15 protein-coding genes are annotated in these 14,677 nt (G+C 72.5%); 12 read left to right on the top strand and 3 right to left on the bottom strand.

The window, feature by feature from the left end; all coding sequences use genetic code 11:
• The first annotated feature begins 30 nt into the window (after positions 1–30).
• Both QMO56_RS03135 and QMO56_RS03130 read left to right on the top strand, forming a co-directional pair.
• Positions 31–2,433 carry a penicillin acylase family protein gene (locus QMO56_RS03135; RefSeq protein ID WP_283523580.1) on the top strand — a complete coding sequence of 801 codons (2,403 nt, stop codon included), beginning with the start codon at positions 31–33 and terminating at the stop codon, positions 2,431–2,433.
• 66 nt (positions 2,434–2,499) lie between these two features.
• On the top strand, positions 2,500–3,261 hold the full coding sequence (locus tag QMO56_RS03130) for an arginyltransferase (protein WP_283523579.1): 762 nt from the start codon (positions 2,500–2,502) through the stop codon (positions 3,259–3,261).
• Positions 3,262–3,265: 4 nt separating this feature from the next.
• Here the strand turns inward: QMO56_RS03130 and epmA are convergent, their stop codons facing one another.
• On the bottom strand, positions 3,266–4,327 hold the full coding sequence (gene epmA, locus QMO56_RS03125) for an EF-P lysine aminoacylase EpmA (RefSeq protein WP_283523578.1): 1,062 nt from the start codon (positions 4,325–4,327) through the stop codon (positions 3,266–3,268).
• A gap of 37 nt (positions 4,328–4,364) precedes the next feature.
• Here epmA and QMO56_RS03120 point away from each other — a divergent pair, with 37 nt between their 5' ends.
• From QMO56_RS03120 to QMO56_RS03085, 8 genes are all read left to right on the top strand, one after another.
• The gene (locus QMO56_RS03120) at positions 4,365–5,432 is read left to right on the top strand and encodes a lysine-2,3-aminomutase-like protein (protein ID WP_283523577.1); all 1,068 of its coding nucleotides are present in this window, start codon (positions 4,365–4,367) and stop codon (positions 5,430–5,432) included.
• Positions 5,433–5,435: 3 nt separating this feature from the next.
• Positions 5,436–6,074: a 5,6-dimethylbenzimidazole synthase gene (gene bluB, locus QMO56_RS03115; protein WP_283523576.1), complete on the top strand. Its 639-nt coding sequence runs from the start codon at positions 5,436–5,438 to the stop codon at positions 6,072–6,074.
• Positions 6,075–6,130: 56 nt separating this feature from the next.
• Positions 6,131–7,168 (top strand): LLM class flavin-dependent oxidoreductase, encoded by a 1,038-nt coding sequence (locus QMO56_RS03110; RefSeq protein ID WP_283523575.1) that lies wholly within the window; start codon positions 6,131–6,133, stop codon positions 7,166–7,168.
• A gap of 87 nt (positions 7,169–7,255) precedes the next feature.
• A complete protein-coding gene (lepB, locus tag QMO56_RS03105) occupies positions 7,256–8,008 on the top strand; it encodes a signal peptidase I (RefSeq protein ID WP_283523574.1) in 753 nt (250 codons plus the stop codon).
• Between the two features lie 13 nt (positions 8,009–8,021).
• A complete protein-coding gene (gene rnc / locus QMO56_RS03100; RefSeq protein WP_283523573.1) occupies positions 8,022–8,738 on the top strand; it encodes a ribonuclease III in 717 nt (238 codons plus the stop codon).
• Positions 8,735–9,673 (top strand): GTPase Era, encoded by a 939-nt coding sequence (era, locus tag QMO56_RS03095; protein ID WP_283523572.1) that lies wholly within the window; start codon positions 8,735–8,737, stop codon positions 9,671–9,673. The genes rnc and era overlap by 4 nt, the downstream gene beginning before the upstream one ends.
• A gap of 137 nt (positions 9,674–9,810) precedes the next feature.
• Positions 9,811–10,572, top strand: coding sequence for a DNA repair protein RecO (gene recO / locus QMO56_RS03090; RefSeq protein WP_283523571.1), 762 nt, complete (start codon positions 9,811–9,813; stop codon positions 10,570–10,572).
• Positions 10,565–11,089, top strand: coding sequence for a mismatch-specific DNA-glycosylase (locus QMO56_RS03085; RefSeq protein ID WP_283523570.1), 525 nt, complete (start codon positions 10,565–10,567; stop codon positions 11,087–11,089). Before recO ends, QMO56_RS03085 begins: the two co-directional genes overlap by 8 nt.
• Before the next feature lie 35 nt (positions 11,090–11,124).
• On the opposite strand, the gene QMO56_RS03080 is transcribed toward QMO56_RS03085, so the two are convergent.
• Positions 11,125–11,655: a DsrE family protein gene (locus QMO56_RS03080; RefSeq protein ID WP_283523569.1), complete on the bottom strand. Its 531-nt coding sequence runs from the start codon at positions 11,653–11,655 to the stop codon at positions 11,125–11,127.
• A gap of 240 nt (positions 11,656–11,895) precedes the next feature.
• Here QMO56_RS03080 and QMO56_RS03075 point away from each other — a divergent pair, with 240 nt between their 5' ends.
• Positions 11,896–12,453 carry a DUF1003 domain-containing protein gene (locus tag QMO56_RS03075; protein ID WP_283523568.1) on the top strand — a complete coding sequence of 186 codons (558 nt, stop codon included), beginning with the start codon at positions 11,896–11,898 and terminating at the stop codon, positions 12,451–12,453.
• Between the two features lie 28 nt (positions 12,454–12,481).
• Here QMO56_RS03075 and QMO56_RS03070 read toward each other — a convergent pair whose 3' ends face one another.
• Positions 12,482–13,105 (bottom strand): FMN-binding negative transcriptional regulator, encoded by a 624-nt coding sequence (locus QMO56_RS03070; protein ID WP_283523567.1) that lies wholly within the window; start codon positions 13,103–13,105, stop codon positions 12,482–12,484.
• Between the two features lie 75 nt (positions 13,106–13,180).
• Here QMO56_RS03070 and QMO56_RS03065 point away from each other — a divergent pair, with 75 nt between their 5' ends.
• Positions 13,181–14,656 (top strand): PLP-dependent aminotransferase family protein, encoded by a 1,476-nt coding sequence (locus QMO56_RS03065; protein ID WP_283523566.1) that lies wholly within the window; start codon positions 13,181–13,183, stop codon positions 14,654–14,656.
• Positions 14,657–14,677 lie beyond the last annotated feature (21 nt).

Genomic DNA, 14,677 nt, shown 5'->3' with positions numbered 1-14,677 from the left:
ACGTGGCGGCTTTTCCTCTACATCGGTCGCATGCAACGACGACCCGGGCGGCTCCGCCGTTTCCTGATGCGGGGCCTGCTGACGGCCGCCCTGCTGCTGATCCTGGCAGTGGCCGGGGTGGCGGGCCTGCTCTGGGCCAGCCTGCCGCCGCATTCCGGGCGCTTCGACCTGCCCGGCCTCTCGGCCCCCGTCAGCATCGTTGAGGACGGTTTCGGCATCCCCCGCGTCACTGCCGCGAACGAGCGGGATGCGGCCGTCGCGCTGGGCTGGCTGCACGCGCGGGACCGGCTGTTCCAGATGGAGCTGATGCGCCGCAATGCGAGCGGCCGGCTGGCGGAGCTGGCCGGCCCCGCCGCCCTGCGGCTGGACCGCTTCCATCGCACCCTCGGGCTGCGGCAGCGCGCCGAGGCCGATTTCGCCGCCCTTCCCGCCGAAACCCGCGACCTGCTGCAGGCTTATGCCAATGGGGTGAATGCCTGGATCGATGCCAAGGGTCGTCTCGCGGCGCCGGAATTCCTCGCACTCGGTCTGCCGGAGCCCTGGCGCCCCGCGGATTCGCTGCTTTGGGCCAAAACGATGGGGCTATGGCTTTCCAGCAACTGGCGGACGGAGATCGACCGCGCCCGCCTCACCGGGCTCCTGCCGCCGGATTGGCTCGCCGAGCTGTGGCCCGCCGATGCCAGCCCCGGCCGGCCCGACCAGCGCGCCGCCCTCGCGCCGGAGCGGCTTGGACGACTGGCCGCCGCCATCCCGCACTTCCCCGAGGATGCGCCACTGCCCTCCACCGCCTCCAACATCTGGGCGGTGAGCGGGGAACGCTCGGTGACGGGCGCGCCGCTGCTGGCCTCCGACCCGCATCTCGGCTTCAACGCTCCGATCCTCTGGTACCTCGTGCGCATCGAGCTGCCGGATGGCCGCTTCCGCGCCGGCGCCACCTCGCCCGGCGTGCCCTTCGTGATGATCGGCCGCAATGAGCGGATCGCCTGGGGCTTCACCACCACCACCTCCGACACGCAGGACGTCTTCATCGAGCGCCTCGCCGGGCCGGACCACTACGCGGCGCCAGGCGGTCCCCTGCCTTTCACACGGCGTGAGGAGACCATCCGCATCCGCGGGCAGGAGCCCGAGACGCTGCGGGTGCGCGAGACACGGCACGGGCCGGTGGTCAGCGATCTGGAGGGCGAGGCGCCCGAAGGCACGGTTCTGGCCGTGCGCATGGCCAATCTGGAGCCGGAGGATAGCGCCGCCGCCGGGCTGCTGGCGCTGAACCGTGCCACCTCGCTCGCCGGGGCGCGGGCGGCGGCGGCACTGATCACCTCGCCGCCGCAGAACCTGATGGTGGCCGATGCGGCAGGCGGCGTCGCCATGTACCTGACCGGCCGCACGCCGGTCCGCCGCGCCGGGGATGGCAGCCAGCCGTCCCCTGGCTGGGATGGCGGCCATGACTGGCTCGGCTTCGTGCCCTTCGACGAGATGCCGCACCGCGAGAACCCGCCGGGCGGCATGCTGGTCAATGCCAACAACCGGGTGCAGCCGGAGGGGGAAGAGCCCTATCTCGGCCGCGACTGGCCCGGCGACTGGCGCTTCCGCCGCATCCAGGACCTCCTGGCACAGCGCGAGCGGCAGGCGCCGCAGGATTTCGCGGCCATCCAGCGGGATGCGGTCAGCCTCTTCGCGCGGGAGGCGCTGCCGGTGCTGCGCGGCCTGCCGCGCCCCGCCGGCATGGCCGGCGCGGCGCGCGACCTGCTGCTCTCCTGGGATGGCGACATGGCCATCGACCGGCCGCAGCCGCTGATCTTCAACGCCTGGTGGCGCGCGGCGGCGCGGCTGGCACTCGCCAATGGCGGCGTGCCGCCGGGCGGCTGGCCCGTCACGCCGGAGTTCCTGCGCCTCGTGCTGCGCCCCGACGGCGCCGGCGCGCACTGGTGCCGCCCGCGGGCGGAAGCCGGCCAGCCCGCCGCCGTCCCGCCCTTCGCGCCCGGCGGCGCCTGCGCCATGCTCGCTGCCCGCGCGCTGGAGGCGGCGGTGGCGGAGCTCTCCGGCCGCTTCGGCCCGGAGCCCGCCGCCTGGCGCTGGGGCGCCGCGCACGAGGCGCGCTTCATGCACCCGCTGCTGCGCTTCCTGCCCGTGCTGGGCGACTGGAGCACCATCGCCGTCCCGACCCCGGGCGACGGCGAGACAGTCAACCGCGGCGGTCTTGGCGGCAACTTCGCGCATGTCCACGGCCCCGGGCTGCGCGCGGTGTTCGACCTCTCCGGCCCCGAGGGCATCTGGGCGGTGATCGGCACCGGCCAGTCGGGCAATCCGCTCTCCGGCCACTGGGCGGACCAGGCGCCGCTCTGGGCCGGCCGTGCGGAGGACGGGCAGCTTCTGCTGCATCTCGGCCGCGCGGCCGAGCCGCCGGGAGGCCAGCTCACGCTGGCGCCACGCTGATGATCCGCAGGATGTGGCGCATGGATGGTTGCATCCGGCCGCGCGGGCGGGGAAAGTAGGAAAAACATGCTCCACCGCTCGGCCCGCCGCCCGCACTTCTTCTACACGACCGCCCCGCTGCCCTGCCCCTATCTGGCCGGCCGGATGGAGCGGAAGATCGTGACCGAACTCACCGGCCCGGACGCCGAGGCGCTGCATGACCGCCTCTCCCGCGCCGGCTTCCGCCGCAGCCACAACATCGCCTATTCGCCGGTCTGCCCGGGCTGCCAGGCCTGCATCCCGATCCGCATCGACGCCGCCCGCTTCGCGCCGGACCGCACCCAGCGCCGCATCCTCCGCGCCAATGAGGGCGTCGCCGGCGAGGCCGCCGCCGCCCGCGCCACCGCCGAGCAGTTCGCCCTGTTCCAGCGCTACCAGCGCGCCCGTCACCAGGACGGCGACATGGCCGCGATGGGCTTCTACGACTACCGCGCCATGGTGGAGGACACGCCGATCACCACCGGGCTGGTCGAGTTCCGCGACAGCGCGACCGGCCAGCTGCTCGGCGCCTGCCTGACGGACTGGCTCAGCGACGGGCTCTCCGCCGTCTATTCCTTCTACGAGCCGGCGCTGGAGAAGCGCTCGCTCGGCACCTTCGCCGTGCTCTGGCTGGTGCGGCGTGCGGTCGAGATGGGTCTGCCCTACGTCTATCTCGGCTATTGGGTGCCGCAGAGCCGCAAGATGGCCTACAAGGCGCGCTTCCGGCCCAGCGAAGTCCTCACCGGCGGCACCTGGCGCCCGCTGGAGGCGCTGGCGCCGGCCGAGCCGGAGATGCTCACCAGCGGCTGAGCCCTCAGTAGGGCCAGCGCCCCAGCCAGAGCGTCGCCGTGATGCTTTCCGCCCCGGCCGCCAGCATGGCCAGCCGGTCGAAGCCGAGCGCGATGCCCGCCGTCGGTGGCATTCCCTGTGCCAGGGCATCGAGGAAGTCCTGGTCCACCGGCCAGCCCTCGCCATAGAGGCGCTGGCGTTCCGCCACGTCGCGGGCGAAGCGCTCCGCCTGCTCGGCAGCATCGGTCAGCTCGTCGAAGGCATTGGCCAGCTCCAGCCCGGCGACGAACAGCTCGAAGCGCAGCGCGGCGCGCGGATCGGCCGGGTCGCGCCGGGCCAGCGCGGCCTGCGGCGCCGGCCAGTGGGTCAGGAAGGTGGCGCGCCCGCGGCCGAGATGCGGCTCGATCCGCTCCAGCAGCAGGCGGAAGAACAGGTCCTCCCAGCCCTCGCCGGGGCGCGGGCTCAGCCCGGCGGCGCGGGCGGCGGCCTGCAGGGCGGCGGCATCCCCCTCCCCGTCCGGCCCCAGCGTCGCCAGGATGTCGAGGCCATTGCAGTGCCGGCGGAAGGCCTCGGCCAGGCTCAGCCGCTCGAAGGGCAGCGTCAGGTCGGTCTCCACACCGGCATGGGCCACGCGTGGCGGCAGCACGGCGCGGAGATAGGCCTCCGTCTCCTCCATCAGCCCCTCCAGTCCGGCGCCGGGGCGGTACCATTCCAGCATGGTGAATTCGGGAGAATGGCGCGCGCTGACCTCGCCGTTGCGCCAGACCCGGGCGATCTCGAAGACCGGCCCGGCGCCCGCCACCAGCAGCCGCTTGATCGCCAGCTCCGGGGAGGTCCGCAGCCAGAGCGGGAAGCTGCCCTCCCCCAGCATCGGGCGGAACTCGCTGCGGAAGGCGGCGAGGTGGACCTCCATCCCCGGTGCCGGGACCAGAGCGGGCGTCTCCACCTCGCAGTAGCCGCGCGCGGTGAAGAAGGCGCGGGTCTCGGCCGTCAGGCGGGCGCGGCGGCGCAGCGCCGGCAGGCGGGCGGCGAGACTCGCGGGGTGCCAGGACGGGAGCGGGGATGGCAGGTCGGCGGGATCGGGCATTGCGGGCGCGGGGCCTCCGGGCGTAAGCCGCCCGACCATGCCCGACGGTTCCCCCCATTTGAAGCCGCGCACGCTGCGGGACGCGCAGGCCCTGGTCGAGGCCGGGCTGGTTCCCCCCGAGGCCCGCGCCGGGCTGGAAGCCCTGTCCGGCACCTATGCCGTCGCCGTCCCGGCCGCGGTGCAGGCGCTGATCGACCGCGCCGATCCGGCCGACCCCATTGCGCGGCAATACATCCCTGACGCCGCCGAGATGGTCACGCTGCCGCAGGAGCGCAGCGACCCCACCAGCGACGCCTCCTTCACCCCGGTCAAGGGCGTGGTGCACCGCTACCCCGACCGGGCGCTGCTGAAGCCGCTGCTGGCCTGCCCGGTCTATTGCCGCTTCTGCTTCCGGCGCGAGGTGGTGGGGCCGGATGGTGGGCTGCTCACGGAAGCGGAGCTGGAGGCGGCGCTCGACTGGTTCGCGCGCACGCCCCAGGTGCGGGAGGCGATCCTGACCGGCGGCGACCCGCTGATGCTCTCGCCCCGCCGGCTGGCGCATATCGTCGGGCGGCTCTCGGCCATGCCGCATCTCGACATCATCCGCCTGCACTCGCGCGTGCCGGTGGCGGCGCCGGAGCGGATCACCCCGGCCCTGACCGGGGCGCTGGAGACGGAAAAGGCGCTGTTCCTCTGCGTACACGCCAACCATTCCAGGGAATTCGCCGCCCCCGCCCGCGCGGCACTGCGGCAACTCGCCCGGGCGGGCGTGGCGCTGCTCGGGCAGAGCGTGCTGCTGCGCGGCGTGAACGACAGCCCGGAGGCGCTGGAAGGCCTGTTCCGCGCCATGCTGGCGGCGCGGGTGAAGCCCTACTACCTGCACCAGCTCGACCGCGCCCCCGGCACCGCCCGCTTCGAGGTGCCGATCGCGGAGGGCCGACGCATCCTGCGGGCGCTGCGCGGGCGGCTGACCGGCCTGGCTTGGCCGACCTATGTGCTCGACCTGCCCGGCGGGTCCGGCAAGGCGCCGCTGGGGCCGGATTTCGCCACCGCCGAGGGCGCGGACTGGCTGGTGGAAGGGCCGCTCGACCACCGGCCGCACCGCCACCCGCCTGCCGGGGGTTAGGCGATGCCCCCGCCGGAATTCGACGATGCCTTCCGCCGGCAGCTGCGGGCCCTCTTCGCCTGGCGGCGCGATGTGCGGCACTTCCGCGCCGATCCGGTGCCGGATGAGCTGCTGGACCGGCTGCTGGAGCTGACCGCGCTCGCCCCTTCGGTCGGCCTCAGCCAGCCCTGGCGCTTCGTCACGGTGGAGGACCCGGCGCGCCGCGCCGCCGTGCGCGCCAGCTTCCTCGCCTGCAATGCGGCGGCCCTGACGGGCCAGGAGAGCGCGCGCGCCGCGCTTTATGCCCGGCTGAAGCTGGAAGGGCTGGACCAGGCGCCCTGTCAGTTCGCCCTCTGTGTCGAGCCGGACCCGGCGCAGGGCCATGGCCTCGGCCGCGCCACCATGCCGGAGACGGTGGCCTATTCCGCCGTCATGGCGCTGCACACGCTCTGGCTGGCCGCCCGTGCCGAGGGGCTGGGCCTCGGCTGGGTCTCGATCCTGGAGCCGCAGGCGGTGCTGACGGCGCTGGAGGTTCCGGCCTCCTGGCGGCTGGTCGGCTATTTCTGCCTGGGCTGGCCACAGCAGGTGGAGGAACAGCCCGAGCTGGAGCGCGAGGGGTGGGAGCACCGCCGCGCCGCCGCGACATTGCGCCTGCGGCGCTGAGGGAGCGCGCGATTTCCGGCTGCACGGCAGGGCCGGAAAGGCTCTACCCTGCCGGCATGGCGCTCACCCTCTCGATCCTCGACCAGTCCACCATCGCCTCCGGCCGCGGCGCCGACGCGGCGATCCGCGAAACCCTCGCGGTGGCGCAGCTTGCCGATCGCCTCGGCTATGCCCGCTACTGGCTGGCCGAGCACCACAACAGCCAGAGCCATGCCGGCGCCGCGCCCGAGATCCTGCTGGCCGCCATCGCCGCCACCACGCGACGCATCCGCCTCGGCTCGGCGGGGGTGATGCTGCCGCATTATTCCGCGCTGAAGGTGGCCGAGCAGTTCCGCGTGCTGGAGGCCCTGGCACCGGGCCGCGTCGATCTCGGCGTCGGCCGCGCTCCGGGCAGCGATGGCCGCACCGCCTATGCGCTGAACCCGATGGCGGCGCAGCAGGGCGCCGACCGCTTCCCCGCCCAGGTGCAGGAATTGCTGGGCTGGCTCGGCGAGGGCCTGCCGGAGAACCACCCCTTCCGTGCCATCCGCGCCCAGCCCGAGGGGCCGACCCGGCCGGAGGTCTGGATGCTTGGCAGTTCCGAGTATGGCGCCCAGCTCGCTGCCTATCTCGGCCTGCCCTACTGCTTCGCGCATTTCATCACCGACGGCGCCGGCGCGGCGGAGGCGCTCTCGCTCTACCACCAGACCTTCCGCACCGAGGCGGGCCGGCTGGCCGCGCCGCATGCCGCGCTCGGCGTCTTCGCCCTCTGCGCCGAGACGGAGGCGGAGGCGAACCGGCTGTTCCTCTCGCGCGCGGTCTGGCGCCTCTCGCGCGACCGCGGCATCTACCCGCCGCTGCCGAGTGTCGCGGAGGCGGAGGCCTATCCCGCCACTTCAGCCGAGGCGGCGAAGATCGAGCGGATGCGCGCGCGCGCCATCATCGGCACGCCGGAGCAGGTGCGGGCACGGCTGGAGTCGCTGGCCGCCGAGCTGGGTGCGCAGGAGATGGCGGTGCTGACCCCGGTGCATGACCCTGCCGCGCGCCGTGAATCCGTGCGGCTGCTGGCCCGCGCCTTCGACCTTCCGGGGAGCGCGGAGGCGGCCGTTCCTTGACAGGCGAGACACCCCGCGCTCTACCCCCTTCCACGGTCGCGGCGGCTGGCGCGACGATCCGAACCAGGGCCTCGCGCGATCCCACCGATGAGCAAGAAGACGGGCGGCTGGCTCGAAAGCATCAAGACCGTGGTTTATGCCGGGCTCATCGCCGTCGGCATCCGCACGGTGGCCTTCGAGCCCTTCAACATTCCCTCGGGCAGCATGATCCCCACCCTGCAGGTGGGCGACTATCTGTTCGTCTCGAAATACGCCTACGGCTACTCGAAGCATTCGATCCCGTTCAGCCCGGACCTGTTCGAGGGGCGCATCCTCGGCAGCCTGCCGGAGCGCGGCGACGTCGCGGTGTTCAAGTTCCCCCGCGACAACACGACCGACTACATCAAGCGCATCATCGGCCTGCCCGGCGACCGCATCCAGATGCGCAGCGGCCGGCTCTACGTGAACAACCAGGAAGTGCCGCGCGAATCCCTCGGCCTCTACACCGTCGAGGGCGACGGCCCGCGCATGACGGTGCGGCTGTTCCGCGAGACGCTGCCTGCCTCGCCCGGCAGCCATCCGGTGCAGCACCGCATCCTGGAGGCCTCGGACGAGGGGCCCTACGACAACACGCCGGAATTCGTCGTGCCGCCCGGGAATGTCTTCGCCATGGGCGACAACCGGGACAACAGCCTCGACAGCCGCGACATGGACCGTGGCGTCGGCTTCGTGCCGGTCGAGAACCTGGTCGGCCGCGCCGAGATGATCTTCTTCAGCGTGGACGGCAGCGCCGCCTGGTGGGAGGTGTGGGACTGGCCCTTCGCCATCCGCTGGAGCCGGCTGTTCCAGTTCGTCCGGTGACGGAGCACGGTGCATGAGTGGGAAGGGTCCCGCCACGCCGGCCGGGGCCGGCTTCCTGTCGCGCCTCCGGCACAGCTTCGCCGATCCGGCACTGCTGTCGCAGGCGCTCACCCACCGCTCCGCCGCCGACCCGCGGCGGGGCATGCTCGATTCCAACGAGCGGCTGGAGTTCCTGGGCGATCGCGTGCTGGCGCTGGTGATGGCCGAATGGCTGGCCGAGCGCTTCCCGGACGAGCGCGAGGGCGCGCTGGGCAAGCGCCTCTCCGTGCTGGTGGCGGCCGAGACGCTGGCGAAGGTGGGCGAGGCCATCGGCCTGCCCGCCGCGCTCCGCGTGCCGCCGGCCGAGGGCCGAACCGGGTTGCGCGGGCGCGTCACCGTCATCGCCGATGCAACCGAGGCGCTGATCGGCGCGCTTTATCTCGATGGCGGGCTGGAGGCGGCGCGTGGCTTCATCCGGCGTGAATGGGGGGGCTTCCTGGAGGCCGACCTGACGCCGCCGATGTCGGCGAAAAGCCGCCTGCAGGAACACACGCTCGGACGCGCCGAAGGGCTACCGGAATACCGGCTGGTCTCCACCACCGGGCCGTCGCACAAGCCGGTCTTCGTCGTCGCGGTCCATGCCGCGGGACGGGAGGCGGAAGGGCGCGGCGAGTCGAAGCGCGCGGCCGAGCAGGCGGCCGCCGAGGCCTGGCTGGCGCTGGCGAAACAGGCGGGGCGCGAGAGCACATGACCGAAGACACTCCCTCCGCCCCTCCCGGGGGCGCGGCCGGCGGGCAGACCCGCTGCGGCATCGTCGCCGTGGTGGGGGCGCCGAATGCCGGCAAGTCCACGCTGGTGAACCGGCTCGCCGGCACCAAGGTCAGCATCGTCTCGCCCAAGCCGCAGACCACGCGCTTCCGCATCCGCGCGGTGGTGATGCAGGGCGAGGCGCAACTCGTGCTGACCGACACGCCCGGCATCTTCGCGCCGCGGCGCCGGCTGGACCGCGCCATGGTCGCCGCCGCCTGGGAAGGGGCGCAGGACGCCGACCTCGCCCTGCTGATCGTCGATGCCCGCGCCGGCATGACGGAGGCGGTGCAGTCCATAATCTCCGTGCTGAAGCGCAGCAAGGTGCCGATCTGGCTGGTGCTGAACAAGTCCGACCTGATCGACACCAAGCGCCTGCTGCCGCTGACCGCCAGCCTGAACGAGCAGCTCTCCTTCGAGGAGACGCTGATGGTCAGCGCCGAAACGGGCGACGGGCTGGACCGCCTGCTGGAGAAGCTCGCGGCCCGCGTGCCCTATGGCCCCTGGCTCTTCCCGGAGGACGAGCTCTCCGACCTGCCGGACCGCATGCTGGCCGCCGAGATCGTGCGCGAGCAGATCCTGCGCCAGACGCATGAGGAGGTGCCGCACCACACCACGGTCGAGACCGAGGCCTGGCAGGAGCGGCAGGACGGCTCGGTGCGGATCGACTGCACCATCTATGTCGGCCGGGCCACGCAGAAGGCGATCATCATCGGCGATGGCGGCACACGGGTGAAGGAGATCGGCCGCCGCGCGCGCTCAGAGCTGGAGAAGCTGCTGGAGCGCCGCGTCCATCTCTTCCTCAACGTCAAGGAGCGCCAGGGCTGGGACGAGGAGCGCGCCCGGCTTCGCGCCATCGGGCTGGACGACACCCGCTGAGCGCCGCTCCGTGGCTTCTGCGCCGCGGCGGCCTACATTGGGGCCTGACGAGCACCTGAAGGGCCTGCGCCGATGACGGCTTGCGAGATTCCTGCGGCACCTGGCGCCTCCGTTCCGGTGGTGCGCTGAGGCACCCCATGGAATGGCAGGCCCCCGCCATCGTGCTTGAAACCCGGCCGCATGGCGAGGGTGGTGCCGTGATTTCGGTGCTCACCGAGGAGCATGGGCGGCATGCCGGGCTGGCCAAGGGTGGCGGCTCGCGCGCCCAGGTCGGGCTGTGGCAGCCGGGCAACCTGGTGGAGGTCCGCTGGATCGGCCGCCTGCCCGAGCAGCTCGGCGCCTTCACCGGCGAGATGGTGCATCCCTCCGCCGCGCTGGCCATGGATGACCCGCTCAGCCTCGCCCTGCTGAACTCCGCCTGCGCCCTGGCCGCCGGCGCCCTGCCCGAGCGGGAGGCGCAGCCGCGCGTCTTCGCCGGCCTGCTGACGCTGATGGCGCATCTCAGCCGCGGCGCCACGGCGTTGCTGGCGGACTATGTGCGGTGGGAGGCGCTGCTGCTGGAGGTGCTGGGCTATGGGCTGGATCTCTCCGCCTGTGCCGTCACCGGCAGCCGCGAGCACCTGACCCATGTCTCCCCCCGCAGCGGGCGGGTGGTGAGCGCCGAAGCGGCCGAGCCCTACCGTGACCGGCTGCTGCCCCTGCCCTCCTTCCTGCTCGGCGGGCAGGCGGAGACGGACCCGGCGCAATGGCTCGCCGGGCTGCGGCTGACCGGCCATTTCCTGGCCCGCGACGCCTTCGGCGCCCGGCACCATCCGCTGCCGCCGGCGCGCGAGCGGCTGGAGGCGCGCATCGCCGCCCTGCTTCCCCCGCCCGCCGAGGAGGCCGCCGCCAATGCCTGAGCCGGTGCTGCCGGACCTGCTGGCCCCCGGGTTGCGGCTGGTCTTCTGCGGCTCGGCGCCCGGGGCGGTTTCCGCCGCGCGGGGGGCCTATTACGCGCATCCCGGCAACCGCTTCTGGTCCATCCTGCACCAGGCCGGCTTCACGCCCCGCAGGCTGGCGCCGGCGGAGTATCCGTCATTGCTCGGCCTCGGCATCGGGCTGACCGACATGGCCAAGCACGCCGCCGGCAATGACGACGAACTGCCGCCCGGCGCCTATGATCCGGCAGGCTTCGCCGCGCGCATCCGGGCGGTGCGGCCGGCGGCGCTGGCCTTCACCGCCAAGGCGCCGGCCGCCGCCTTCCTCGGCCGCCGCACCGGCGCTCTGCAATACGGGCGGAACGAGGGACCGGCGGGCTTCCCGCCGGTCTGGGTGCTGCCCTCCACCTCCGGCCAGGCCAGCCGCTTCTGGGATGCGCGGCCCTGGCTGGCGCTCGGCGCCTGGTTCCGCGAAGGCCACGTCATCCCGGCCGGTTGAGCCGACGGGGACGGGCGCCGCTCAGGGGCGACCGCTCAGGGGTGGATGTAGACGTACCCCATGCCTTCCAGCCTGGCGATCTCGGCGACGCCGCTCGGCACGATGTCCTCCTCGCTGACGCCATGGAGCTGGTGCCAGTCGATATGGGCGGCATTCAGCGTGTTGGCGCAGATCAGGAAGCGCACGCCGTCGGCGCGGAGCGCGTCCATCTTGGCCGCCAGGGCCTTATCGTGGTTGGCAAGTTTGAACAGTTCGACGCCGGAGGAATGATCGACCACGCGGATCTGCACGTGATCCTTCCCGACGGCATTGATGTGGTTGCGGATGTTGCCGAGCAGGCCCTGGAAGTACGGTTCGTTCGCCTCGCCGGTGACGTCCTCCTGGGACACGAGCCCGCGGACCATCAGGTAGAGCCGCTTGACGATCGACATGGTGTTCGGGCCGCCATCGTTATGATAGACGACCTTCTGGTCGGCATAGCGCTCGGAAGGTGGGGGCGCTGCATGCGATGGCCCGCACCATGCCAGCGACGCGACGATTACCGCGGCCGTCAGGACAGCCTTCATGCCTCTCTCCTTACCGGATCAGTCCACTGTCTCACCACGGCTCAACCGCCGGCTTTCCGGGGCATTGGTCGCCGCAAGCGGAGGGTGTGGAGCGCATGGGCCGCGAGGTACAGGCTCGGCTGGAAGGTAAACCTGTCAATTCTTGGCCAGCAGAGACGCCCCAGCCTTCGCGGCGGCGCTTGCAGGCAGCCGGGGCGGCTGGAATAAACCGCGCTCGCCAGGCCGGCGGAGAGCGCGACGATGCAGCAGACCCACCCTGACTTCGCCACCGCCGCGCGGCGCTGGTTCGGCGCCGGGCGGACCCTCGGCGAAGCGGAGCACCGCGCCCTCACCGGCGCGCTGGAGCGGCGGCCGCTCTCGCGCGACACCAACGAGGTCTTCTCCGGGCGGCTGAGCTTCGGCGACCGGGTGGCCGACAAGGTTGCGGCCTTCGGCGGTTCCTGGACCTTCATCCTGCTCAGCCTGTTGCTGCTGGGCATCTGGGTGGGCGTGAACGCGGCGCTGCTGCGGCAGCCCTTCGACCCCTACCCCTTCGTCTTCCTGAACCTGATCCTCTCGATGATCGCCGCCCTGCAGGCGCCGATCATCATGATGAGCCAGAACCGGCAGGTGGCGAAGGACCGGCTGGACGCGGCGCACGACTACGAGGTCAACCTGAAGGCCGAAATCGAGATCATGGCGCTGCACGAGAAGTTCGACCGGATGCGCGCCGAACAGATCGCCGCCCTGCTGGAACAGCAGCAGCGGCAGATCGAGCTGCTCACCCGGCTGCTGGAAGAGGCGCAGGCGCGACGCTGACACCTGTCGGCGACACGCCCGCTGCCCGTCATCGCGGGATGAGCGCGGCCACGGCGCGCTCCGCCACATTGTCACTGGCGCCCAGGCCCTCGCGCACCCCGGCGCGATCCTCGGCGCTGCGGTTCTGGCTCATCTTGCGCTTGCCCTCCAGCCGCGTGATCGGCATGCGCAGCCCAACGATGCCCCGCAACTGCGCGCGGATGAAGGCTTCCGGCGCGTCGCTCACCGCCCAGGGCCCGGCGCGCTGCTGTTCGTGCCGCTCCGTCAGCCGCGTGACCACCCCGAGCAGCCGGTCCGTGTCCTCGAAGAACTCCACGGGCCCACAGGCCTGCACGGCCACGTAGTTCCAGGTCGGCACCACCTTCCCTGTCTCGCGCTTGGTGGCGTACCAGGAGGGCGTCACATAGGCTTCCGGCCCCATGAAGATGGCCATGGCGTCACCCGCCGGAGCGGCCTTCCACTGCGGATTGGCCCTGGCGAGATGCCCGTAGAGCACGCCATGCATTCCCTCCTCCGGGTCGAGAAAGAGCGGCAGCGGCGTCGCCATCAGCCCCGCCGGGGTGGCGGTGATGAAGTTCGCCAGGCGCGCTGCCCGGATCAGGGCATGCAGGGCCGCAGGATCGTCCTCGCGGAAAGCGGGCGGGATGTACATGGCGCCTCTCCTTGCTGCCCTCCTGCAATACCTTCAGACTGGCCCATCTGCGAAGGCCAGTTTCGGGAAGAACGCGTGGGCCAGTCGGGCGGCGGCAAGGACAGGGTGCGGCAGCGGATCGGCGAGGCGATCAAGGCGCAGATCGCGGCTGGAACCTACCGCCCCGGCGCACGCCTTCCCTCCACCCGCGCGCTTGCAATGGAGCTGGGCGTCTCCCGCACCACCGTCACGGCGGCCTACGAGCAGCTGCTGGCGGAAGGCTACCTGGAAACCAGGCCGGGCGCGCATACCCGTGTCGCGCGCGGCTTGCGCCCGCATGCGCAAGCGCCTGGCCTGTCCCCGCCCGCCGGCCCGGCCCGCCTTTCCGCCTTCGGCCAGCGCATCGCCGGCTTTGGCGCCCCCGGCCCCTTCCCCGGCCGGCAGCCGGCAATCGACTTCCGCTATGGCGATCTCGCCGCGGCGGACTTCCCGACGCTGGCATGGAGACGTGCGCTGAACGCCGCCCTGCTGCACCGCCCCGACCGCCTCCGCTACGGCGATCCCTGCGGAACGCCCGCGTTGCGGGTGGCCTTGCAGGGCTATCTCTGGCGGGCGCGCGGCCTGCGCTGCGAGCCGGACCAGATCATCGTCGTGAATGGCTCCCAGCAGGGCCTGGACCTGTGCGCCCGGCTGCTGCTCGACCCCGGCGACCGGGCCGTGATCGAGGATCCCTGCTATCTCCTCGCCCGGCAGACGCTCGCGGCGGCCGGAGCCAGACTGCTGCCGATCATGGTGGACCGGGAGGGAATGCGGACGGATCGCCTGCCGGCGGCGGCGCGGCTGGCCTACGTCACCCCCTCCCACCAGTTTCCGCTGGGCAGCGTCATGTCGGTGGCCCGCCGGCAGGAGTTGCTGGCCTGGGCGGCGCGCATGGACGCCCATGTCATCGAGGACGACTACGATGGCGAGTTCCGCTTCGACATCCGCCCGGTCGAGGCGCTGCAGGCCCTGAGCGGCGCCTCCCGCGTGATCTATCTCGGCACCTTCTCCAAGACCCTCTCACCGCTGCTGCGCCTGGGCTACCTCGTCGTGCCGGCCGCCCTCCGGCCGGCCTTCGCCACGGCGAAGCGGCTGGCGGATCGCCAGGCGCCCGGCCTGGAGCAGGACGCGCTGGCCGCGCTGATCGCCAGCGGCGCCTATGAGCGCCATGTCCGGCGGATGCGCCGCCGCAACGCCGAGCGTCGTGCCGCCCTGCTGGCGGCGCTGGCGGCGGAACTGGGGGACCGCGTTGCCGTGGAAGGCGCCGATGCGGGCCTTCACCTCGTCGCCTGGCTGGCGGATCTGCCCCGCCGGCAGGAGGTGGAACTGGCGCTGCGAGCCAGCGCCCAGGGCCTCGGGGTCCATCCCGTCACGCCGCTCTATGATCCCTCCGCGGCGACGGAGCGGCCGGATCGGGCGGGCCTCATCCTGGGCTATGCAAGCCTGGACGAGCGGGAGATCAGGGGCGGTGTGCGCCGGCTGGCGGCGGTGCTGGAGGAGATGCGCGCCGCTGGCCCGGCTCACCGGATTTAGCGGGGCTGGCGGAGTGGCAGG

The sequence above is a fragment of the Roseomonas sp. E05 genome (genome assembly GCF_030063475.1).
Taxonomy (GTDB): domain Bacteria; phylum Pseudomonadota; class Alphaproteobacteria; order Acetobacterales; family Acetobacteraceae; genus Pseudoroseomonas.
The sequence above is the reverse complement of the archived record's forward strand: the minus strand, read 5'-3'. Positions and strand labels throughout refer to the sequence as shown.